This is a genomic window from Gluconobacter thailandicus F149-1 = NBRC 100600, from assembly GCF_000964465.1.
In the GTDB taxonomy this organism is placed as follows: domain Bacteria; phylum Pseudomonadota; class Alphaproteobacteria; order Acetobacterales; family Acetobacteraceae; genus Gluconobacter; species Gluconobacter thailandicus.
In genome coordinates, this window is record NZ_BANH01000015.1 from 55660 (window position 1) to 77957 (window position 22298).

Below are 22298 nucleotides of genomic sequence, written 5' to 3' on the forward strand. Positions count from 1 at the left end.
GGAGCTTGCCCCCGCGCGGCGCGGACTGTAGGACTATTCCAATCATGATCGCGTCCCAGGGTCCCTCAATGCGCCGTAACCGTCTTCCAGTTGCCCGTCTCAGCGTACAGATGGGTGCAATCGCTTCATTCGGCCTGATGCTGTCCGGCTGCTCAGGCAGCGATGTGGAACGTGCCTTCGGCATGGAGCGCTACATGCCCGACGAATACACCGTAACGACGCGTGCCCCCCTCTCTATGCCGCCTTCAGAGAAGATGCAGCTTCCGGGCGCCGCAGATGCGCACCGTCCGGACGAGAGCCCACGCATGCAGGCGCTTGAAACCCTGTCACCAGACACGGCGCTGCACCCGATCACGGGTGAGAACAGCAGCGGCCAGTCCACACTGGTGGGTGAGGTAGACAAGGCTGCGAATGCTCCCAACAACGCCGAGCTCGGAACCGCCGATGCTGGCTTTGTCGACAATCTGATGTTCTGGAAGGGCGGCCAGGCAGGCTCTGTCGTGGATGGAGATGCCGAAAACCGCCGTATCCGTGAGAACTCGGCTCTGGGTCGTAATCCGGCTACAGGCGCGACGCCGACGGTCAAGAAAAAGGCCACTCACTTTCTGGGCGTGCTGTAAAACAGCACGTTCCACTCCCTCAGGATCGTGAGACACTGTCCTGTCTGAACTGACACCTCCTTTTCGTCCAGTTATCCGCCGCCTCTCAGGTCATGTCGTTGATCTGATAGCGGCCGGTGAAGTTATCGAACGGCCTGCGGCAGCCCTTAAGGAGCTTGTCGAAAACGCGATTGATGCCGGGGCCACACGTCTTGTCGTCGCGTTGCGCGCAGGTGGCACAGACCGCATCGACGTGACGGATAATGGCTGCGGCATGACGCCCGAAGAGCTGGACATGGCTGTTCAGCGTCACTGTACCTCCAAATTGCAGGACGAACGCCTCGTCCAGATCCGCACACTCGGGTTCCGCGGAGAGGCGCTTCCTTCCATCGGGGCCAGTGCGCGTCTCTCCATCACGTCTCGCACCCCCGATTCGGACACGGCCTGGTGTATCCGTGTGGACGGCGGTGTCATTACGCCACCACAGCCCTCATCTGGCCCCGTAGGCACACGCATTGTCGTGACGGATCTCTTTTTTGCGACCCCCGCGCGTCGCAAATTCCTGAAAAGCCCGCGTGTTGAGAACAGCCACGCTGAATCAGTCATGCGGCGCCTGGCCCTGAGCGCTCCCCATTGTGCAATACGGGTCACGCTGGATGATAAGCTCCTGTTTGACCTTCCAGAACAAAGCCCGATTGCCCGTGCCGCAACGGTTCTGGATACAACGCCTGACACTTTGATCCCGCTGGATGAAGAGCGCGGGCACATCCGCCTGTCCGGGTTCGCCTGCGGCCCGGCAAAGACCCGCGCGACCGGTTCCGGGCAGTTCATTCTCGTCAATCACCGTCCGGTGACGGACCCGATGCTCCGGACGGCCATTCGTGTCGCCTATCGTCCGGTTATCGAGCGCGGACGTTTCCCCGTGATGGCCTTGCATCTCAAGGTCCCGCTGGAACGGCTGGACGTGAACGTCCATCCTGCCAAGACGGAACTGCGTTTTGCGGATGAGGCCGAAGTGCGGGCGCTGGTCATTGGCGGACTGGGGCGTGCGCTCGGGCATGGCTCAAGCGGGGGAGGCGGCATCCATGCCAGCTTTGGCATTCGCCCTTCGCGCCCCTCCATTTCCTACCCGCCACGACCGGATGTGCCGGTCGACGCGCCTGTGCATGTCGGTACCCCGGCCACATTGCCTTTCGCTGCTCCGCCTGTTGCGTCCCGTGTAGCGGTTCAGCCGCTCACGGCCATCGAACACTCGGGCTTCGCGGAGCAGGACGTTGGCTTCACGCCTGCTGCGCGTCCTCCCCAGCCTGTCCCGGAACAGATGGACCCCTCGTTTCCTCTGGGGGCATCCGTCGCGCAGGTCTTCGATACCTACATCATCGCAGTCGCCCCTGATGGGGATCTTGTTCTCGTAGACCAGCATGCCGCGCATGAACGCCTGACCCATGAGCGCCTGCGGGAGCAATACGCCAGCGGTGCGCTTCGGTCTCAGGCTCTTCTTTTGCCCGAAGTCATTGACCTTCCCCGTCGTGAGGCCGAGGCTTTGCTGGCCCGCTCTGAAGATCTATCCCGGCTGGGGATGGATATTGAGTCTTTCGGGTCGGGGAGCGTTCTGCTTCGCTCGGTGCCAGCCCTTCTGGGGACAAAGGACGTTCAGGGCCTACTGCGGGATGTGGCCGATGAACTGGCGAATGATCCGGACCTGGACGCTGGCAATACGGACAGTTTTTCGCACAGACTGGATGCCATTCTGGCTCGGATGGCCTGCCATGGCAGTATCCGTGCAGGGCGTCGCCTGAAACCCGAAGAAATGGATGCCCTCTTGAGAGATATGGAGCGCACACCGCGCGCCAATACCTGCTCGCATGGTCGCCCGACCTGGCTGAAACTGACCCGAAGTGAAATCGAGCGGCTCTTTGGACGGATTAAATAGCTGCCACATCCTCTCCCAATCGTGACATCCGTCTTTGACCTGAGGCATGGACGATGCGCGTTTCAGGGTCTTTTTTCGTAACCCTGTCTTTTGACAGACGTTTATTTCTGAACTCAACACACCCTGACGGACCCGTGGCCATTCCTGCGGACCCGTATGCGGGAAAGGAAGACTACAGACATGTCGGCCACCACCAGCGGTAACGCGGCTTTCCTCGATACGCTTCGCTCCATCGTCGGCCGACGACATGTTCTGACCAAGCCCAACGCGACCTATCGATTTCGCAAGGGATACCGGTTCGGTCTCGGAGATGTTCTGGCCGTTCTGCAACCCGGAAGTCTTGTCGAACTCTGGAAAGCCACGAAGCTCTGTGCGGAAAGCGGCAAGATCATCATCATGCAGGCTGCCAATACAGGCCTGACGGGCGGCTCAACGCCAGATGGTAATGATTATGACCGTGAGATCGTCATCATTAGCACAAACCGGCTGGATGGCATTCATCTGATCGGTGAGGGCAAGCAGGTCGTCTGTCTGCCTGGTTCTACCCTGCATGATCTGGAAGAAAAACTCGCTAAAATTGGTCGCGAGCCGCATTCCGTTATTGGTTCGTCCTGCATTGGCGCCTCTGTTCTGGGGGGCGTCAGCAACAATTCCGGCGGTGCGCTCGTTCAGCGCGGACCAGCCTTCACGGAAATGGCTCTGTTCGGCCAGATGGGCACGGATGGAACGCTGCATCTCGTCAATCATCTTGGTATCCGGTTAGAAGGTGATCCGGAGCAGATCCTGTCCGCCGTGCAGAATGGGCAGTTTCAGGAAAATGCCATCGACTGGAACGCAGGCCGTGGCCATGACGCGGGTTATGCCCAACACGTCCGGGACGTAGATGCCGAAACTCCCGCGCGCTTCAATGCGGACCCGAACCGCTGGCACGAAGCAGCAGGCTGTGCGGGCAAGCTGGTTGTGTTTGCGGTGCGTCTCGACACGTTCAAGGCGAACAAGAACCCGGCTGTGTTCTACATCGGGACCAGCAGCACGCATGATCTGGAAGACCTGCGGCGCTATATCCTGACCAGCTTCGACGAATTGCCGATCGCCGGGGAATATATCCATCGTGATGCGTTCAATATCGCCGAGGTGTACGGCAAGGATACGACGGCCATTATCCGCTATATGGGCACGCGGTTCCTGCCGACGTTCTTTGGTCTGAAATCCCGGTTCGACATTGCCATGCAGCGCATTCCCGGAATTTCCAGCCATCTGAGCGATCTGCTCCTTCAGGCGTTCAGCAAGATCATTCCCAAGCAGCTCCCCGCGCGCATGTGCGATTTCAGGGACCGTTTCGAGCACCATCTCATGCTCAAGGTCTCTGCAGAACTGGCCGGCCCGGTGAAAGCCTATCTGGAAGACTGGCGTTCAAAGACGGCAGGGGATTTCTTCGCCTGTACTCCGGAAGAGGGGAAGCTTGCCTTCCTGCACCGTTTTGCCGCAGCGGGGGCAGCCATCCGCTACCGGGCCGTGCATTCCAAAACGGCAGAAGACATTGTGGCGCTTGACGTTGCCCTTCGTCGGAATGACCGCGAGTGGTTCGAAACCCTTCCCAAAGACATTGAAGATAAGCTGATCGTCAAACTCTATTACGGTCACTTTTTCTGCCATGTGATGCATCAGGATTACGTGGTGAAAAAGGGCTGCAACGCCATGGCCGTGGAGCACTCCATGCTGCCAGGGTTGGAAGCGCGTGGCGCCCGGTATCCGGCTGAGCACAACGTTGGTCATCTCTACGATGCACCCGAGAACATGCTTGAGCATTATCGCAGCCTTGACCCGTGCAACTGCTTCAATCCGGGGATTGGCAAAGCGACCAAAAAGCGGAACTGGGTTGCCGAAAGCGTGTGATGGATCGTGTTCCGCTGCGGGTCTTTGCGTCAGGCCCGCAGCGCTGATCCTGAAATGGGCTGATAGGGGATCAGACAGATCAGCCCTCTCATTTTCCTGAATATTGTCTGGACCTGTAATTGCACGAGTCTAAAGACGGCGTGTCCGTCGAGGCATGCACTGCTCATGCCCCGCTTCCTCATATTTATGTGATTTTTAACATGAAAAATTTCGATCTGAGACGGGCAAAATTCCCCATGTCATAGACGGATTTTATAAAATTACATGATATAAAACAGATATTTAATTGATATTCTTGATGGGAATAATTTCCAATCCGGAATTATAGAACAGAAAATAGTATCAATCACGAGGAAAAAATAAACTATTCAATGTTATATATAACATATAATCCGTACTTCTGATCACATCTGATGATAAAACGTGCGACAGGAGACGGTTGGGTATGGCTCAGGCACTGGTGTTTGAAAGGAGAGGTGAACTCTCTCTACGGGAGATCGCCCTTCCGTCGGAGCTTGGACCGGATGATGTCCGTATCGCCATCCATATGGTGGGTATCTGCGGCAGCGACGTGCATTACTACACGCATGGTGCCATTGGGCCCTTCGTTGTTTGTGAGCCCATGGTGCTGGGACACGAAGCCTCTGGAACAATCACTGAAGTCGGAAGCCATGTCCGGTCTCTGAAGGTCGGGGACTGGGTGTGCAGGGAGCCGGGTATCCCAGACCCACAATCCCGTGCAACGCTGATGGTTCGGTACACCGTTGATCCTGCTGTTCGCTTCTGGGCGACCCCGCCAATCCACGGCTGTATCAGTGCAGGGAAAATCGATCTCAAGCCGCTTGTGTCGGAAACATTCCCTTTTGATCAGGGTATTGCCGCTTTTGAACGGGCTGCCGAGGCTCAGCCGAGCGACGTCAAACTCCAGATCGTTCTCTGAGAGGCGGTGCCATCATGTCCGTAACGCAGAAATCGCCCAAGCAGGGTCCGTTCTCCCCGATTGCCAGTCGGGCTTCAGCTCTTGGAATGGTCAGTTCCCTGAAAGCAAAAGCGCCTGTCAGTGAAGGAAACACGCGTCCTGTTTACGAGACGATCCATGCGGAGCCGAACACCAGTTTCCGCTGGCATCAGCATGACTATCCCGACCCTCTGGCACGCTGGAACCATCATCCGGAATACGAACTGCACCTGATCACACAGAGCGAAGGTCGTGCGATCATCGGGGACTATATCGGGAGTTTCGGGCCACGCCAGCTTGTTCTGGTTGGACCTGACCTACCACATGGCTGGTTCAGCCCGCTCAAGCCGGGTGAAGTGCTCACAGGACGAGATGTTGTTCTTCAGTTTAGCGCTAAATGGATTGAAGGCCTGATGGCGCTCTGTCCTGAGTTGGGCGGACTGAGAAACCTGCTTCAGGGGTCTACTCTTGGTGTTGAATTCACCGGCCCTGAAGCACTTGCCCTCGGGGAGAAACTCGAAGCAATCGGGACTTTTCAGGGAGCCAGGAAGCTGGCCGCCTGTCTGGATCTTCTTGCCACACTGACATCTGCTCCGTTCAGGACGCTGTCCCTCAAAGGGGAGACCAAGGCTCTCAACAGCCCGGAAATGCAGCGGATGAGCGGTGTCATCACATCCCTGATGGCCATGGACCCATCCGAAATCCGGCACGACCATCTGGCGCAGGATCTGGGCCTTTGCGCCTCAACCTTCTCTCGCCAGTTCCGGTCTGCGACGGGCGACACCTTCATGTCTTTCCTGCATCGGCTGCGGGTGTGTCACGCGTGCCATCTGCTGGCCAGTTCCACACTCTCAATCACGGAAATCGGGGCTGCTTCCGGCTTCAACAACCTGTCCAATTTTAACCGCATCTTCCTGCGCCTGCGTGGTTGCACGCCACGGGAATACCGCCGCCATGCCCGTGAAATGACGGCCCTTCCGCAGGCAGATGCCGCAGATTTCCTGAACTGACCGACAAGGGAAAACAGATCATGCCAACACTTCCACAACGTTTTTCCCTCGATGGTCGCAAAGCTCTTGTCACGGGTGCATCCCGCGGGCTTGGTGTTACGATCTGCGACGTTCTGAGTGCTGCGGGGGCCGATATTGTCGCTGTTGCGCGTTCTGAAACCGACATGGCCGAAACATGCCGGATCGTGGAAGGCCATGGTCGTCAATGCCTCACGGTTGTTGCCGATCTCAGTGATCCGATGGCTCCGGACGCTGTCGCGCAGACAGTGAACGCAGCGTGGGGTGGGGTGGATATTGTCGTCAACAATGCTGGCGTCAGTTTCCCTCGCCCTCTGGTGGAACAGACCGTCGAAGAGTGGGACACTGTGCAGGCCATTAACCTGCGTGCGCCATGGCTTCTCGCCCGTGCCTTTGCGCCGGGCATGATTGAACGCAAGCGTGGGAAAATCATCAACATCAGTTCCCAGGCCAGCTCTGTCGCGCTGATTGACCATGGTGCTTACGTTGCCTCCAAAGCTGGTCTGAACGGTCTCACCAAGGTCATGACGGCGGAATGGGCGGCTCATAACATCCAGGCCAATGCCATCTGCCCCACAGTCGTCTGGACGCCCATGGGTGAACGCGTCTGGAGCGTTGGGAACAAGCTGGAAAAGCTACTGGAAAAGATCCCCGCTGGCCGTGTCGCAACACCGGAAGATGTCGCGGATACAGTTCTGTATCTCGCCTCCGACGCGTCGAGCATGGTCAACGGGCAGGAAATATTTGTCGATGGCGGATACACAGCCCTTTAGGCCGCCACATCTTCAAATAAAGACATGTGATTTTACGGTTTTAACAAGGCCATGTGCAGGGAATGGCCTGCGCATTTCATGCAGATCAACAGGTGTAACATGAAGACCAAGACGCTTCCGCTGGCCCTTCTGTCTCTCGCTCTTGGCGGGACGGCCCTGTCAGACCCGGCTGCCGCAGCTGGAACCCCGCTGAAAATTGGCGTTTCCTTTCAGGAAATGAACAATCCGTACTTCGTCACCATGAAGGACGCATTGCAGGAAGCCGCTGGCACGATCGGTGCGAATGTCATCATCAGTGATGCGCATCATGATGTTTCCAAGCAGGTGAGTGACATTGAGGACATGATCCAGCAGGGCGCGCAGATCATCATCATCAACCCGACCGATACAGTAGGCGTCACGTCCGTCGTAAAGAGCGTTCATGACAAGAACATCCCGATCGTCTCGGTGGATGCTCAGGCTGGCGGTCCGCTCGATGCGTTTGTGGGGTCCAAGAACTATGATGCCGGCTTCAAGGCCTGCGAGTATCTCGCCACGACGATCAAGAGCGGCAATATCGGAATCATCGACGGTATCCCGGTCGTTCCCATTCTTGAGCGTGTCAAAGGCTGCAAAGACGCTATCGCCAAGCATTCAGATATCAAGATTGTCAGCGTTCAGAACGGCAAGCAGGAGCGCGATCAGGCTCTGACGGTGGCTGAGAACATGCTCCAGGCCAACCCGGATCTGAAAGGTATCTTCAGCGTCAATGACAACGGATCGCTCGGTGTGCTGTCCGCTATCGAATCCAGTGGTTCAGACGTGAAGCTGGTCAGCGTTGATGGCAACCCGGAAGCCGTGAAGGCCATCAGCAAGCCAGGCTCTCATTTCATCGCTACGGCTGCGCAGTTCCCCCGGCAGGAAATCCGTCTGGCACTGGCGCTCGCCCTTGCCAGGAAATGGGGCGCAGGCGTGCCGAAGGTCCTGCCTGTTGATGTCGAGCTGATCGACGCGACGAAAGCCAAGACGTTCAGCTGGTAAATTCCGAAGGCGGCCCCGAATTCCGGAGGGAACATTATGACAGAATCCAGTCAGACATCTCCAGAACTTCTTCTGGCGCTTGAGGGAATCTCCAAGAGTTTTCCGGGAGTCCGGGCGTTGCGGAATGTCAGCCTCAGCCTGGAGCGTGGAGAAATCCATGCTCTGCTGGGGGAAAACGGCGCTGGAAAATCCACGATCATCAAGATCATGGGCGGTATCCAGTCTCAGGATGAAGGGCAGATCTTTCTCAACGGAAAGGAGCGCCACTTCTCCAGCTACAAGGATGCCATCAGCGCAGGTATCGGGATTGTTTTTCAGGAATTCAGCCTGATTCCTGAACTCGATGCCGTGGATAATATTTTCCTCGGTCGTGAGATGCGGAACGCTCTTGGCTTTTCCCGCAAAAGCGAAATGACGCGGATTGCGCAGGGAATTTTCGAGCGTTTGGGAGTGAAAACGCGGTTTGACGTTCCTGTCGTGCGTCTCAGTGTCGCGGAACAACAGTTTGTGGAAATCGCCAAGGCTCTGTCACTGGATGTGCAGGTTCTGATCCTTGACGAACCAACCGCGACCCTGACCCCGACCGAAGCCAAACTGCTTTTCAACGTCATGCGACAGCTCCGGGACCAGGGCATCGGAATTTTCTTTGTGTCCCATCATCTCGAAGAGATTTTCGAAATTTGCGACCGGATTACGGTGCTTCGCGATGGTGCTCATGTAGGCGTCCTGAGAACGGCTGAGTGCACGATGGATCATCTGGTTGAGCGGATGGTCGGCCGGAAAATTGAAAATACGTTTCCGCCTAAACCCGCTCTCCAGACTGCCGAGCGCATTCTGGAAGCCGAAAACATTCGCTTTGCCAGCAACGGGCACCCCAACAGTTTCTACCTGCGGAAAGGTGAAATCCTCGGTTTTGCCGGACTCGTCGGTTCTGGCCGAACGGAAACGGCTCTGGCGTTGATCGGTGCACTGCCATGTCCCGGAAAAACGGTGCGGATTGAGGGCAGGGAAGTGTCTATGGGGAATCCGGCACAGGCTTTGCGTCACGGTATCGGAATTTTGCCGGAAAGCCGAAAAACCGAAGGATTGATCCTTGGCTTCAGTATCCGGGACAACATTTCCATCAACAACCTGCCGCAATATACCCGCCCGATTGGTACGATCGACACCGCGAGAGAGAAGCGGAAGACCCAGGAGCTGATGTCCGCCATTCGCATCAAAGCCCCTTCGGGCGAGACAGCCGTGGTGAGTCTCAGTGGTGGAAACCAGCAGAAGGTCGTGATTGCACGCTGGCTGAACCGCCGAAGCAGGATCCTGATCTTCGATGAACCCACCCGCGGCATTGACGTCGGGGCAAAGGCGGAAATCTACACACTCATGCGGAACCTCACGGCAGAGGGATACGCCATCATCATGATCTCATCCGAACTTCCGGAGGTCGTCGGAATGTGTGACCGCGTGGCTGTATTCAGCCATGGCGTCATCACGGCGGTGCTGGAAGGGGATGCCATCAGTTCGGAAGAGGTAATGCGTCATGCAACAGCAAGCGTTAAAAAGTCCGCAATCGATGCACTCTCTGCTTGAGCGCTACAGATCTTCCAAATTCGCGCGGTCAACGGCGTTTCTCCCGGCGGTCGGACTGTTCGTGGTCGTAGCCTGCATGATCGCGCTCAACAGTCGCTTCCTGTCCTTCGGCAACCTTGAAAACGTCGCCAGACAGGTCTCGATCAACGCCATCATCTCCGTAGGCATGACCTTTGCCATCCTCACAGGTGGCATTGATCTCTCCGTAGGGGCTGTCATGGCTCTGGCCGGAACCATTACAGCGGGTCTGCTGGTTTCTGGCTTGAACGCCGGGCTGGCCATTCTCGCCGGGCTGGGTGTCGGGGCGCTCTTCGGGGCCGGAAACGGGCTGTGCATCGCGCGTCTCGGAATGCCGCCGATCATTGTCACGCTGGCGTCCATGAGCATCGCCCGTGGGCTGGGGCTGATCTACACGAACGGCTATCCCATCTCGGGCCTTCCGGACTGGTTCGCATTTATCGGCCGCGGAAAGGTTCTGGGAATCCAGACACCAATTCTCATCATGCTCGTGGTCTATGCGCTGGCCTATCTGCTGCTCCAGCGCATGCCGATTGGCCGTTACATTTACGCTATCGGTGGCAATGAAGAGGCCGTCCGTCTCTCTGGCATCGATTCCCGTAAATACAAGATCATCGTCTACCTGATCGGCGGATTCACCGCCGCACTGGCAGGCGTTGTTCTGTCATCCCGCCTCATGAGCGGCCAGCCCAACGCAGGTGTCGGCTTCGAACTCGATGCCATCGCAGCCGTGGTTCTGGGTGGCACCTCAATTTCCGGCGGCCGTGGCTCCATCATCGGCACCCTGATCGGCGCCATGCTGCTGGGTGTCCTGAACAACGGGCTGAACCTGCTTGAGGTCTCCCCTTATGTTCAGAACGTCATCAAGGGCGCGATCATCCTCCTCGCAATTTTCATCAGTCGTCAGCGCGGCACAGCGTCCGCACACTGAGACAGCATCACAGGATAGTGCATATGACACATTCTCTTCAGGGTAAGATCGCCGCCATTACGGGTGCGGCTTCGGGTATCGGCCTCGAATGCGCCCGCTATCTCATCGAAGCTGGCGCGGTGGTCTATCTTCTGGACCGTGACGCCCAAACGCTCGAAGACAAAACGGCAGAACTCGGCAGTCAGGCGCACGCGATCATCGTCGACCTCTTCAACTACAAAACCGTAGATGCTGCTATCGCCCAGATCGTTGAGGAGCAGGGCCGGATCGATGTTTTCCACGCCAACGCCGGCGCGTATGTGGGCGGCAATGTCTGGGAAGGGGATCCCGATAGCTGGGATGCAATGCTGCACCTGAACATCAATGCAGCTTTCCGCTCGGTCCGTGCCGTGCTACCGCAGATGATGAAACAGGAAAGTGGCGATATCGTCATGACCAGTTCGATTGCTGGCATGATCCCCATCATGGCCGAGCCGATCTACACGGCCTCGAAACATGCCGTGCAGGCCTTTGTGCATACAGTGCGCCGTCAGGTCGCGAAGTACGGAATTCGTGTGGGAGCCATCCAGCCAGGCCCGGTGGTTACGCCTTTGCTGAAAGACTGGGATCAGGCGCGCCTTGAAGCCAACATCAAAGCGGGTGCCCTGATGGAAGCCAAGGAAGTTGCCGAAGCCCTGATCTTCATCCTGACACGTTCAAAGGGCGTGATGGTGCGGGATCTGGTGGTTCTGCCACATAACTTCGACGCCTGAACGGACCAGTGTCACTGCCCCCGGACGTTAGTGGGCAGTGACTTTTTTGGCTGTCAGAACATTCCCCAAGGATGCCACGACAATACACAGAACGCCCATCCAGCGTGCCACGGATAGACCTTCCCCAAGGAAAATCCATCCTGAGATGGCTCCGAGCATAGGCTCCATACTCAGGAGAATACCGAGGTCTCTGGGTTTCAGACGGCGCATCGCCATCATATCCAGAATATAGGGAACAGCCGAAGACAGCACAGCCACGCTCAGCGCAGCGCCTCCCTGCCATGGATGTGTGATAACGGTCGGAATCGTCGGGATGAGGCAGGGAAGCAACAGGATTCCGGCTGTTGTCATGCCAAGCGTCGTGGCCTGCCCCGCATCCAGAATCTTACCCATCCGGGTGCCCGTCAGAATGTAAACGATCCACCCACATCCACTCAGCAACGCCGCACAGATGCCAAACAGGTCCAGATGATGCAGCGTGCCCGCCACAGCCGCTGTTTCTGGCCTTAACAGCAGGTATAGACCAGCAATCACGAAGAGTGCCCAGCAGAGATCCAGCCAGCGCCGTGAACCCGTCAGGGCCAAGGTCAGCGGACCCGTGAATTCCAGCGCAACCACGATTCCCAAAGGAAGTCGAACCAGCGCGACGTAAAAGCAGAAATTCATGACCGCGACGGAAGCGCCGTAGGGCAGCAACAGCTTCCAGGCCGCAGGCGTCAGTGTCATGCGGGTGGGTCGCCAGATCGCCAGAAGGATCAGCGCCGCCATACAGACACGCAGGCCGACCATGCCCGTCGGGCCGAAAAGCGGGAAAAGTCCCTTGGCCAGCGTGGCGCCGATCTGGAAGGATGAAATCCCGCCGATCAGCAGCCCTACGGCCTTCAGTTGTCCGTATTTTTCAACAGATTGCGCACCAGTGTTCACGTTCAGACGTCAAGGTCTTCAACAGAACGGGCATGCTCCTGAATGAAGCGGAAGCGAAGCTCCGGCTTGCGACCCATGAGACTCTCCACACGCTCGCTCGTCAGCGCCCGGTCTTCCGGCGGAGCCACAACGCGCAGAAGTGTACGGCGTGCAGGATCCATGGTCGTCTGCTTGAGATCCTTCACAGGCATCTCACCCAGACCTTTGAATCGGGAGACTTCAACCTTGGCGTTCGCCTTGAAATCAGCCTTGATCCGGCGGTCCCGGTCCAGATCGTTCATGGCGTAGATCGTCTTCGCGCCATGCGTGAGGCGATAGAGCGGTGGCTGTGCCAGATGCAGGTGCCCATGACGGATCAGTTCCGGCATTTCGCGATAGAAGAACGTCATAAGCAGGGAGGCAATGTGCGCGCCGTCCACGTCAGCATCAGTCATGATGATGACGCGTCCATAGCGCAGACGGCTGATATCGAACGACGATCCTAGGCCACAGCCCAGAGCTTCCGTCAGATCGCGTAGTTCCTGATTCGCCCGCAGCTTGTCAGCGGTAGCGGACGCCACGTTGAGAATCTTGCCACGGAGGGGAAGAACCGCCTGTGTCTCACGGTCACGCGCCTGTCGTGCCGAACCACCGGCGGATTCGCCCTCAACAAGAAATAGCTCCGTCTCGGAGGCATTCTCTCGCGTGCAATCCGTGAGCTTGCCCGGAAGACGGAGCTTGCGAGTCGCACTTTTACGGGCTGTTTCCTTGACCTCACGGCGACGCAGACGCTCTTCCGCCCGTTCCACCATGAACGCCAGAAGATTATCAGCCTGCTGTGGGTTCCCGCCCAGCCAATGGTCGATTCGATCCCGCAGTGCACCTTCCACAAGGCGCGACGCTTCCTGATTGGTCAGCTTGTCCTTGGTCTGTCCCTGGAACTGCGGATCGCGAATGAATACGGACAGCTTGGCCGCGACGGTTCCGAGAACGTCCTCAGCGGTAATGGCGGCCGCCCGCTTGACCTTGCGCTGGTCGCCCCAGGCCCGGAAACCCTTCACGAGCGCCGCACGGAAGCCCGCTTCATGCGTGCCACCCTGAGGGGTGGGAATGGTATTACAATAGGATACGAGCGAAGCGTTTCCGCTCTCCAGAAAGGCGACCGCCCACTCCACCTTGCCACCCGTCCGGCCATCAGCAGCGAGTGGTAGTTCTGCCTCACCAGCCCAGAGCGGCGTCAGGAGCGCAGGATCAGAACCAAGTTCTGATGTCAGCGCATCTTCCAGACCGTTGGGAAACTGGATCAGGGCTTCCGTCGGGGTTTCATCCCCGGCCTTGATCAGATCTGGCTCACATTTCCATTGAATGGCCACGCCCCGGAACAGCGCGGCCTTGGAGCAGCAGAGCCGATACAGGCGTGCGGCAGAAAAGTGGATATTCCCGAAAATTTCCGGATCAGGCGTGAAACGGACCGTGGTGCCGCGGCGGTTCGGGGCATTGCCGACCTCAGCCAGTGGACCAAGAGGCACACCGCGGGAAAAATCCTGCCTGTAGAGCAGACGATCCCGTGCCACTTCAACTTCAAGCTTTTCGGATAGCGCGTTAACGACTGAACTGCCGACGCCGTGCAGGCCGCCAGACGTGTCGTAGGCCTTGCCAGAGAACTTGCCGCCCGCGTGAAGCGTGGTGAAAATGACTTCAAGGGCAGACTTTTTGGGAAATTTCGGGTGAGGATCCGTTGGGATGCCTCGGCCATTATCGCGCACCATGAGAGTGCGTGGCCCCTCCAGCCGCATTTCAATGCTGCTGGCGTGACCGGCGACCGCCTCATCCATGGCGTTATCGAGAATTTCGGAGGCCAGATGATGATAGGCGTTATCATCCGTGCCGCCGATATACATTCCGGGGCGACGGCGTACGGGCTCAAGCCCTTCCAGGACCTCAATGTCCTGTGCGCCATACTCTGTGCCACCGACGTCCTTACGGCTTCTGGACGCCTTGGTGTTTCCTGCTTTGCCTGACTCGAACAGATCGCTCATGTCTGCGTTGTCGCCGTCCCGGTCCGGAACGTCAAGCGAACGCTTCCGGATGGGACAGAACGATGGACTTTTCGCAGATCAGGCGCGATGCGTACGACGCGTCGTGGTGCTCTTCGTCGTACCGTGGCGGGAACGACGATCGACCGTGGCAGGAGCAGCACAGCTTTCGTAGGAAGCAGGCTGTGCCACGTCCTTGGCTTCAGCATAATGTGCGAGATCAGAGCCCGTCTCAAGCGCATCGATTTCATCGAACATGGCTTCACGCTGCTCGCAGAAAACGGTGCCGGACTTCAGGCCACCAAGGGACTGAACGTCGGCCAGCTGCGTGATGTAGTCATCATGTTCAGCCTGGGCGCGACGGCCATAGGTCGTACGGAAATAACCGTCGAGACGCGTTTCGGCATCCATCAGGGCAGGGCGGAACTTGGCGACGAACGCATTGTAACGGTCCTGTGCCTTGCAGGAGAGGGCCGTGACCATCAGTTCGGATTTCAGACCGGCGACATCAAAAGCTTCATGAGCCGGTGAATTGCCGCATTCCGCAGCAAGGGCTGAAGACGGATGAGCAGCAAGAAGTGTGGTGCAGGCCAGACCGGCACCAGCCAGACGGACGAAGGAACGACGGAAGAACGAAGGCATCGACAGACTCCACAAGGCCGGGACAATTGGCCGGAAACAGACAGACAGCATAATCCGGGCTTGCGGCCCGCGGAAGATGAATCTCAATGTGAGAAACATGCAGCAAACCATTTACCTGCAACATAATTTCGTGGCGGAAAATGGGCGTGATCGTACTCAACTGTAATTTATTGCTCCAGGGGCAGAAAAACTCTCCAAAGTGCTTTTCCTGATCATTGACAGGCTTTCACCCCGCTTCGTCCTGTTCTACATCCGAACGTCTATCTTCTTGCCGCGGGAAGCGCGGCATATTCTGTCACGAGCGTTGGAGTTGACTGTGCGCCTGCGAGGTTCCGTCGTTACCCTGGGATCGGCTTTTGCCATTTCCATGCTTCTTTCCGGTTGCGCCCAGCAGCCGATCGTCCAGCGCTCTGTGGCTCCGAATCCTTTCGGGTACCAGAAAGTCTCCGCAGTCTGCCACGTCTCGCCAGTGACCACCGCCGCAGACGGTACGCTGAACGTGAACATGACCGTCCGTAGCGACGACGGCCTGTGCGCTATTTCCGTGCAGAAGCCCGGTACCGGCAGCTATGCCTCCTTCGGCGTGAGCCCTGCACCGGAACACGGCAAGGCCTTCCTCTACAACTATGATGGCCACACCTATGTGAACTACACCCCGGCCACGGCTTACGCTGGTACGGATACGTTTACAGCCGAACTGATCCCGGGTGGTGGTAAGAAGCGCGAGCATCTTGTGGTGCATGCAACAGTCGATGCAACGGGTGTGGTTGTTGCCAAGCCTGCGGTTGCAGCGCCGACGCCGAAGGCTGCTACGACGACAACGAAGAAAAAGACCGTAGCCCGTCACACCACGACGCACCGCAAGAAGTAAGAAGACTGGCGCCCTAAAACAGAAGCGGAGGCTCTGCCTCCGCTTTTTTGTGCCGTACTCTGGGTCACGCCATGAAAAAACCGGCTCCTTCGCAAGGAAGGGCCGGTTTTTTTATGGCTGCAACGGGTCGGAAAACTTACTTGAAGTCGATTTCCACGCGCCGGTTCTGCGGCTCACGAGCATTGGGGCCAGTCGCGACCAGAGGATGCGCTTCGCCATATCCCTGCGTTACGATCAGTCCAGCAGCCACACCATCGCGGATCAGTTCCGCCTTTACGCTCTCGGCGCGATGCTTGGACAGGCCAAGATTGTAAGCCTGTCCGCGTGCGCCCGGCTGGGCAGCAGAGCTGTCCGTATAGCCATTGACCTCGATATGCGTGATCTGCGTGGCCGTGGAATTCTTTGCCGCCTCTGCCACAACAGATTTCGCACGATCACTCAAAACGGCCGAGTCCCAGTCAAAGAACACAAGATAGGTGCGTGTTGGCGCCGGTGCAGGAGCGGCAATAGGGGCAGGTGCCGGAGGCGCTGGCGGCGGAGCCGGATTGAACTCGTAACGTAGCCCCAGCATCAGGGAGTGGTTGAAGTCCGTCCGGGTATTCCGGTTGCCTTCAGAATAACCATAGGCCTGCTTCTGATCCCAGCCACCATAGACGCCGGTTGCCGTGGCATGGTGTCCGTTCGGTCCCAGCAGGGAATAGAAACGGTATTCCGTCGTGGCGGACAGGCCAACAACCCAGGGAACCGGGAAGGACAGACCAAAAATGCCCTGATAGGCAAAGTTGCCCGCCGTGCCGCCCGTGTGCTGATCGAAAGCGCCGTTCGGTGCCCGAACATAGGTGTTCATGGCCTGCCAGCCATAACCAACGCCAGCGCCGAAATACGGGAAGACCCAGGATTGCCCGATATCCATATCGAACAGCGCATTGGCCATCACGCCGTATTGCTGCTGACGTCCCCCAACGGAAGACGGAAACAGGCTGCTTCTGAACTGCTGGAGGCGATTGTTGCGGTAGTTGCCTTCAACTTCGACACGGAAGCCATTTCCAAGCCCCCAGCCAACGCTGCCGATTCCCGTGACGCCAGCCTGATAGTGATCACGGCCGCTCGGAAAGACAGGAGAAAGACGCACGGTCTGATCCTGGTTGAAGCTTGCGCCACCTTCGCCTGAAACGTACAGACCTTTGACTGGCTGGGCCTGTGCGGCCCCCATGACCAGCATCGATACGCCAGCAGTGAGCCCGGCCCGGGCAAGCCAGGTTCTGACAACGGATCGCTGCATCATGTCATTTCTCTCCAACCAACCCAATTGAAAGTCTTCTTGCTGAAAGTGCCGGCAATGGCAACGCGCACCATTCCTTAATGGCTGACACGGAAGTTTCACAGTGGGCAGGTTGATTGCTCACTGTGTCTTCCGTCCCACAGTTCAGTGCATGACGTCCAGATCTGCACGGCGTGATCCCAGAGTGCGCTCCAGCGGAGTCTCTACGTTCCGGACTTCAAGTTCGATCAGCCAGAGATCCGGATCATACCGGCGCTGGCGTTCCAGATATTCATCCAATCCTGCCTTCTGCACGTCTGCACGAACCCAGTCGGAGCCATTTTCTCGCAGGATAGCAATGTTGTCTTCCCGGTCCCGCAAAACAATCAGAACGGCTCCGGCGTCTTCGTCGCCTTTTTTCAGGACCATGGCAGACGTCCCATCCGAAGAAATACGACGGATGACGGCGCGGACCCAGAGCCCTGTTTTCAAACGTGCACCCATGAAAATATCTCGTCCATTCCTGAAAATTTAGTGCAGAGGTGCGGTGTTCTCGTCAGGAACAGCCTCGAGGGCTGCTTTGTATGCAGTGACAGAAGACAGCAGGAATCTCGCCGTGTCCATGTCTGCATCCGTCCCGATCGCGGCTGGACAATGACGTCTTATGTCAAGGATTCGGGAAACCGGAACCGGATAGCGGGCCGCTCTCGCCATTTGAACCGCATTGGCCTGGGGTACGGTTCCGACTTTGAGTGCATTGAGTTGCACCTGCAGGTCCTCTGCCCCCCGTGAGGTACACACCTGAGGCATGATGCCCAGCCCCTGAATGGGCCATCCAAGAGGGGCCTGATTGCGGCTCCAGGTCACGAACAGCTCTCCACCATTCGGCATCTGGCCAATGACCTGTACCAATCCCTTACCCAGGGTTTCACTTCCGACCACGACTGCCCTTCGGTGATCCGAAAGCGCTGCTGCAAGGATTTCAGCTGCACTGGCCGTTCGTCCATCGACCAGAATGACAATCGGGGCCCCGTTTGTCATATCGCCGCCCTGAACGGCCCAGATATGGTTGGCCTGAGGGTCGCGCCCATGCGTGGTCACAGCAACGCCGTGATCAAGGAACAGGGCAGCAGCCGTCACGGCCTGCTGAAGCACGCCGCCCCGGTCTCCACGGAGGTCAATGATGATTCCTGCTGGCCGCTTTGGTGAAGCTTTCGCCCCGGCAGAAGGCTGTCCATCGGGGGTTTCATCCTCAACGACCTGATCGAGATACTGGCTGATTTCCTCAGCGGTCTGGACCGAAAAGGAGATGATCCTCAAAAGGGTATAGGGACCATCTGCCGACGCAAAAACTGTCTCAGGCGGAACCTGTGCGCGGCGTAGTTTCAGCGTAGACGGGCGCTGCCCACGAGAGGCCAGTGCCAGAGAAATCGAAGTATGGTCTTCGCCATCGAGCCAGCTTTGGACAATCTCCGGAGACTGACCTCGGGTAGAACGTCCGTTGACAGCGATCAGTCGCTGTCCCGTGTCCACGCCTGCTTCCCATGCCGGTCCGTTCGCGTTGACAGCCGTTACGATGATCGCATGGCCCTTTGCGCCTAGCGTCAGGCCCACGGTTCCGCTCTGGCCCGTCCGTTTGGTGCGGTCGGCAATGGACGGGGTTGGGCCAAGATACCGCGAGTACGGATCCATGTGGTTGAACAACTCATCGAAAAACCCCTGAAGAAGCGCATCGGCGCCTGCCTCACGAATTGTCGATGAATGCTCCCACGCCGCCTGCATGGCAGCGGTCACAAGATCCGCCCAGGCCGCGCGGTTTCCGTCAGCGGGAAAAACGCGCTTGAAAAGCAGCGTCTGGCCTTGGGTCATGCTCAGTGTTTCGGGAATGTGCTGCTTGTCATGATCTTCCGCCGGATTGTCCGTCACGGCGATGGTCGGATCGATAGCCGTCAAACCATCCAGACCCCAGATACAGAATTCACGTGGAGAATGGGCTTCAAGAGTCCGGGGCCCGAGAAAGCCCAGGGCGGCAAAAAGAACATCCCGTGTCATGCCTGCGGAAAACGCTGGAGCAGCAGGCACGACGGTCTGTGGCTGGGCCGCATTGTCCTGCGCCCAGACATGGTGAAGTGGCACTCCCACCGCCAGTACTGCCAGACCTAGAACAAAGACTGGACGGCACGCCGTTGTGCAGAACTGCGACAGAAACAGAGACATAGGGCGTGCGGCGTGGCGCAAGAACGGGGTCCTCGAAGGCGGGTCAGCAAAAGCGCTTTTCAGCCCTTCCATATTGTGACCACGCCACAAACTTCAGCCCCGGTAAAGACACACAGAAGACATTGTTGAGAGGAGTGCAACCGGGTCACACCCCCTTTTGACCCTCCCTCAGGCCTTTGAGGAAGGGTCTGCTGCCGTTTTCCGCTTCTTCGTTGCAGAAGCGGGTGATTTGCTCGCCTTGGAAGTTTTTGTTGTGGCGCGCTTGGTTGTCTTCTTGGGAGCGTCCTCGCTAGAAGTTGCATCCGTGGATGCAGTTTTTTTGCTTTTGACCGTTTTGGTCGCAGCTTTCTTTGCAGTGCTTTTCTTGGCACCACCCTTCAGCGGTTTCCCCTTCTCCGCGAGCAGAGCCACAGCGTCATCCAGGCTGATATCGTCCATACCCTGATCCTTGGGCAGGTTGGCAATCAGCTGCCCGTGCTGGGCATAGGGGCCAAACCGTCCCTTCCGGATCATGACAGGCTCACCATCCTTTGGATGTGCACCCAGGTTGCGAATGGATGCCAGCTTCTTTGCCAGACTGTCGACAGCGCGGTTCAGCCCAACGGTCAGGACGTCATCGTCCTTGTCCAGAGTGCCGTAGATCGCGCCCATCTTCACATAGGGGCCGAAGCGACCAAGACCTGCTTCGATCTTCTCGCCGGTCTCCGGATGCAGACCCACCAGACGCGGCAGGGACAGGAGGCCCAGCGCCTGTTCCATCGTCATGGTGTTGCCGTCCAGACCCTTGGGAATGGTCGTACGTTTGGGCTTGGCCTTCTTGTCTTCCGGATTGGGCTCGCCCTTCTGGATATAGAGCCCGTATGGGCCGCGCCGGATGGTGATGTCTTCATCTGTCTCTGGGTCTTGTCCCAGAACCTTGATCCCATCCTTCAGGCCTTCATCCGCACCTTCGTCAGCGACCAGACGGCGTGTGAACTGGCAGGTCGGGTAGTTGGAGCAGCCGATGAAGGCACCAAACTTGCCAAGACGCAGCCCCAGACGGCCCGTCCCGCAGGACGTGCAGACGCGGGGATCGGACCCGTCTTCCTTTGGTGGGAAGAAATGGGCGCCCAGATCTTCATCCAGAGCGTCAATGACGTCTGAAATCTTCAGATCCTTGGTCTGGGCAACTGCCGCGGAGAAGTCATGCCAGAACGCTGCCATGACATCGTGCCAGTCTGCCCGACCGCCGGAAATGTCATCCAGCTGCTCTTCAAGAGAGGCCGTGAAGCCCGTATCGACATAGCGCTCAAAGAAGGACGTCAGGAATGCCGTAACCAGCCGCCCGCGATCTTCCGGCATGAAGCGCTTGGCTTCCATCCGGACATAATTGCGATCCCGCAGAACACTGAGCACGGACGCATAGGTAGACGGACGACCAATCCCGATCTCTTCCATCTTCTTGACGAGGGACGCTTCGGAATAACGTGGCGGTGGCTGCGTGAAGTGCTGTTCGGCATCCACACCTGTGGTGGAAACGCGATCACCTTCCTTCATCGCAGGAAGAAGCTTGCCGTCCTCATCTTCGGACTTCGTATCGTCCCGGCCTTCGATGTAGAGCTTCAGAAAGCCATCAAAGGCGATTGTCGAGCCGGTAGCACGCAACAGCGTCTGGCCACTCGCGTCTGCCAGCGTCACTGCGACCTGATCCAGCTCCGCAGACTGCATCTGGGAGGCCACAGCACGCTTCCAGACCAGTTCATAAAGCCGTTTCTGCTCAGGGGACAGGGCATGAGCAACCTGGGCGGGCGTCCGGAAGACATCTGTCGGACGTACGGCTTCATGCGCTTCCTGAGCGTTCTTGGCTTTGGTGGAGTAGGCGCGGGGATAGTCAGGAACGTATTCGTCCCCGAAAGCCTTGCCGATATGCCCACGGATTGCCCCGATAGCTTCCTTGGCCATCGTGACACCATCGGTTCGCATATAGGTGATAAGACCGATCGTCTCACCACCCAGATCTACACCTTCATAGAGTTGCTGGGCCGTACGCATCGTCGTCTGGGCGCTCATGCCCAACTTGCGGGAGGCTTCCTGCTGCAATGTGGACGTCGTGAATGGCGGGGGCGGGTTCCGCTTCGTCCGCTTGCGCTCAACGGACCGGACCGTGAACTGACCGGCTTGTACGATGTCACGGGCTTCAAACGCCAATGTCTCGTTATTGAGGTCGAACTGGTCGAGCTTGTTACCCTTGAGATGCGTCAGGCGCGCCTGAAATGCAGCCTTGGCGGGTGTGTTGAAGCCGCCTGTGACGGTCCAGTATTCCTTGGGACGGAAGACCTCGATCTCCGCTTCACGCTCACAGATCAGGCGCAGTGCCACGGACTGCACCCGGCCAGCGCTCTTGCTGCCCGGCAGCTTGCGCCAAAGAACCGGCGACAGCGTGAAGCCCACCAGATAGTCCAGCGCACGCCGGGCCAAATAAGCGTCAATCAGCGGCTGGTCCAGTTCACGCGGGCCAGCCATGGCGGCCGTAACGGCAGCTTTCGTGATTTCGTTGAAGGTGACGCGATGAACGTCGATTCCCTTCAGAAGCTTCTTTTCTTCCAGAACGCTGCGGACATGCCAGGAAATGGCTTCACCTTCGCGATCCGGGTCAGTGGCCAGATAGAGGTTCTTGGCCCCCTTGAGGGCCTTGGCGATCGCCGCGATCTGTTTGGAGCCACGGTCGTCCGTCTGCCAGCTCATGGCAAAGTTCTCGTCCGGGCGGACACTGCCATCCTTGGGCGGCAGATCCCGCACGTGACCGAAGGAAGCAAGAACGGTAAACCCGCTTCCCAGATACTTGTTGATCGTCTTGGCCTTTGCCGGGCTCTCGACTACCACAACGTCTGTCATTG

Annotated in this window: 17 protein-coding genes and 1 pseudogene; 11 read left to right on the forward strand and 7 right to left on the reverse strand. The window is 57.9% G+C overall.

Annotated features, from left to right (window positions below; genetic code table 11):
• The first annotated feature begins 44 nt into the window (after window positions 1-44).
• From B7444_RS04800 to B7444_RS04845, 10 genes and pseudogenes are all read left to right on the forward strand, one after another.
• A complete protein-coding gene (locus B7444_RS04800; protein ID WP_016738421.1) occupies window positions 45-620 on the forward strand; it encodes a DUF3035 domain-containing protein in 576 nt (191 codons plus the stop codon).
• A 40-nt stretch (window positions 621-660) separates the two neighbouring features.
• Window positions 661-2532 (forward strand): DNA mismatch repair endonuclease MutL, encoded by a 1872-nt coding sequence (gene mutL / locus B7444_RS04805; RefSeq protein WP_029495856.1) that lies wholly within the window; start codon window positions 661-663, stop codon window positions 2530-2532.
• A 180-nt stretch (window positions 2533-2712) separates the two neighbouring features.
• Entirely contained in the window at window positions 2713-4428 is a 1716-nt protein-coding gene (dld, locus tag B7444_RS04810; RefSeq protein ID WP_007283118.1) for a D-lactate dehydrogenase, read from the forward strand.
• A 445-nt stretch (window positions 4429-4873) separates the two neighbouring features.
• A pseudogene (locus B7444_RS04815) lies at window positions 4874-5245 on the forward strand (alcohol dehydrogenase catalytic domain-containing protein); the annotation flags it as partial.
• Between the two features lie 137 nt (window positions 5246-5382).
• Window positions 5383-6396, forward strand: coding sequence for an AraC family transcriptional regulator (locus tag B7444_RS04820; RefSeq protein WP_007283120.1), 1014 nt, complete (start codon window positions 5383-5385; stop codon window positions 6394-6396).
• Window positions 6397-6416: 20 nt separating this feature from the next.
• Entirely contained in the window at window positions 6417-7187 is a 771-nt protein-coding gene (locus tag B7444_RS04825) for an SDR family NAD(P)-dependent oxidoreductase (RefSeq protein WP_007283121.1), read from the forward strand.
• A 99-nt stretch (window positions 7188-7286) separates the two neighbouring features.
• Window positions 7287-8207: a substrate-binding domain-containing protein gene (locus B7444_RS04830; RefSeq protein ID WP_007283122.1), complete on the forward strand. Its 921-nt coding sequence runs from the start codon at window positions 7287-7289 to the stop codon at window positions 8205-8207.
• Between the two features lie 36 nt (window positions 8208-8243).
• Window positions 8244-9791, forward strand: coding sequence for a sugar ABC transporter ATP-binding protein (locus B7444_RS04835; protein WP_007283123.1), 1548 nt, complete (start codon window positions 8244-8246; stop codon window positions 9789-9791).
• Entirely contained in the window at window positions 9775-10740 is a 966-nt protein-coding gene (locus tag B7444_RS04840; protein ID WP_007283124.1) for an ABC transporter permease, read from the forward strand. The genes B7444_RS04835 and B7444_RS04840 overlap by 17 nt, the downstream gene beginning before the upstream one ends.
• A gap of 23 nt (window positions 10741-10763) precedes the next feature.
• Window positions 10764-11492 (forward strand): SDR family oxidoreductase, encoded by a 729-nt coding sequence (locus tag B7444_RS04845; RefSeq protein WP_007283125.1) that lies wholly within the window; start codon window positions 10764-10766, stop codon window positions 11490-11492.
• 27 nt (window positions 11493-11519) lie between these two features.
• On the opposite strand, the gene B7444_RS04850 is transcribed toward B7444_RS04845, so the two are convergent.
• The 3 genes from B7444_RS04850 to B7444_RS04860 form a co-directional block, all read right to left on the reverse strand.
• Window positions 11520-12416 (reverse strand): EamA family transporter, encoded by an 897-nt coding sequence (locus B7444_RS04850; RefSeq protein ID WP_007283126.1) that lies wholly within the window; start codon window positions 12414-12416, stop codon window positions 11520-11522.
• 2 nt (window positions 12417-12418) lie between these two features.
• Window positions 12419-14434 carry a DNA topoisomerase IV subunit B gene (gene parE, locus B7444_RS04855; protein WP_007283127.1) on the reverse strand — a complete coding sequence of 672 codons (2016 nt, stop codon included), beginning with the start codon at window positions 14432-14434 and terminating at the stop codon, window positions 12419-12421.
• 78 nt (window positions 14435-14512) lie between these two features.
• On the reverse strand, window positions 14513-15073 hold the full coding sequence (locus tag B7444_RS04860) for a hypothetical protein (protein ID WP_007283128.1): 561 nt from the start codon (window positions 15071-15073) through the stop codon (window positions 14513-14515).
• A gap of 199 nt (window positions 15074-15272) precedes the next feature.
• On the opposite strand from B7444_RS04860, the gene B7444_RS04865 reads away from it, so the two are divergent.
• Window positions 15273-15944, forward strand: coding sequence for an Ig-like domain-containing protein (locus tag B7444_RS04865; protein WP_007283129.1), 672 nt, complete (start codon window positions 15273-15275; stop codon window positions 15942-15944).
• 136 nt (window positions 15945-16080) lie between these two features.
• On the opposite strand, the gene B7444_RS04870 is transcribed toward B7444_RS04865, so the two are convergent.
• The 4 genes from B7444_RS04870 to topA form a co-directional block, all read right to left on the reverse strand.
• Complete coding sequence (locus tag B7444_RS04870) at window positions 16081-17229, reverse strand: OmpA family protein (protein WP_007283130.1); 1149 nt, start codon at window positions 17227-17229, stop codon at window positions 16081-16083.
• 141 nt (window positions 17230-17370) lie between these two features.
• Window positions 17371-17709, reverse strand: a complete 339-nt coding sequence (locus B7444_RS04875; RefSeq protein ID WP_007283131.1) for a DUF1491 family protein — start codon at window positions 17707-17709, stop codon at window positions 17371-17373.
• Between the two features lie 27 nt (window positions 17710-17736).
• Window positions 17737-19494, reverse strand: a complete 1758-nt coding sequence (locus tag B7444_RS04880) for a S41 family peptidase (protein WP_035729715.1) — start codon at window positions 19492-19494, stop codon at window positions 17737-17739.
• A 96-nt stretch (window positions 19495-19590) separates the two neighbouring features.
• Window positions 19591-22296 (reverse strand): type I DNA topoisomerase, encoded by a 2706-nt coding sequence (topA, locus tag B7444_RS04885; RefSeq protein WP_007283133.1) that lies wholly within the window; start codon window positions 22294-22296, stop codon window positions 19591-19593.
• Window positions 22297-22298: the final 2 nt, after the last annotated feature.

Excerpts from the sequence above, each read along its gene's own strand:
- B7444_RS04800 (WP_016738421.1), top strand. The coding sequence starts at position 45 with ATGATCGCGTCCCAGGGTCCCTCAATGCGCCGTAACCGTCTTCCAGTT.
- dld (WP_007283118.1), top strand. The coding sequence starts at position 2,713 with ATGTCGGCCACCACCAGCGGTAACGCGGCTTTCCTCGATACGCTTCGC.
- B7444_RS04820 (WP_007283120.1), top strand. The coding sequence starts at position 5,383 with ATGTCCGTAACGCAGAAATCGCCCAAGCAGGGTCCGTTCTCCCCGATT.
- B7444_RS04825 (WP_007283121.1), top strand. The coding sequence starts at position 6,417 with ATGCCAACACTTCCACAACGTTTTTCCCTCGATGGTCGCAAAGCTCTT.
- B7444_RS04830 (WP_007283122.1), top strand. The coding sequence starts at position 7,287 with ATGAAGACCAAGACGCTTCCGCTGGCCCTTCTGTCTCTCGCTCTTGGC.
- B7444_RS04835 (WP_007283123.1), top strand. The coding sequence starts at position 8,244 with ATGACAGAATCCAGTCAGACATCTCCAGAACTTCTTCTGGCGCTTGAG.
- B7444_RS04840 (WP_007283124.1), top strand. The coding sequence starts at position 9,775 with ATGCACTCTCTGCTTGAGCGCTACAGATCTTCCAAATTCGCGCGGTCA.
- B7444_RS04845 (WP_007283125.1), top strand. The coding sequence starts at position 10,764 with ATGACACATTCTCTTCAGGGTAAGATCGCCGCCATTACGGGTGCGGCT.
- parE (WP_007283127.1), bottom strand. The coding sequence starts at position 14,434 with ATGAGCGATCTGTTCGAGTCAGGCAAAGCAGGAAACACCAAGGCGTCC.
- B7444_RS04860 (WP_007283128.1), bottom strand. The coding sequence starts at position 15,073 with ATGCCTTCGTTCTTCCGTCGTTCCTTCGTCCGTCTGGCTGGTGCCGGT.
- B7444_RS04870 (WP_007283130.1), bottom strand. The coding sequence starts at position 17,229 with ATGATGCAGCGATCCGTTGTCAGAACCTGGCTTGCCCGGGCCGGGCTC.
- B7444_RS04875 (WP_007283131.1), bottom strand. The coding sequence starts at position 17,709 with ATGGGTGCACGTTTGAAAACAGGGCTCTGGGTCCGCGCCGTCATCCGT.
- B7444_RS04880 (WP_035729715.1), bottom strand. The coding sequence starts at position 19,494 with ATGGAAGGGCTGAAAAGCGCTTTTGCTGACCCGCCTTCGAGGACCCCG.
- topA (WP_007283133.1), bottom strand. The coding sequence starts at position 22,296 with ATGACAGACGTTGTGGTAGTCGAGAGCCCGGCAAAGGCCAAGACGATC.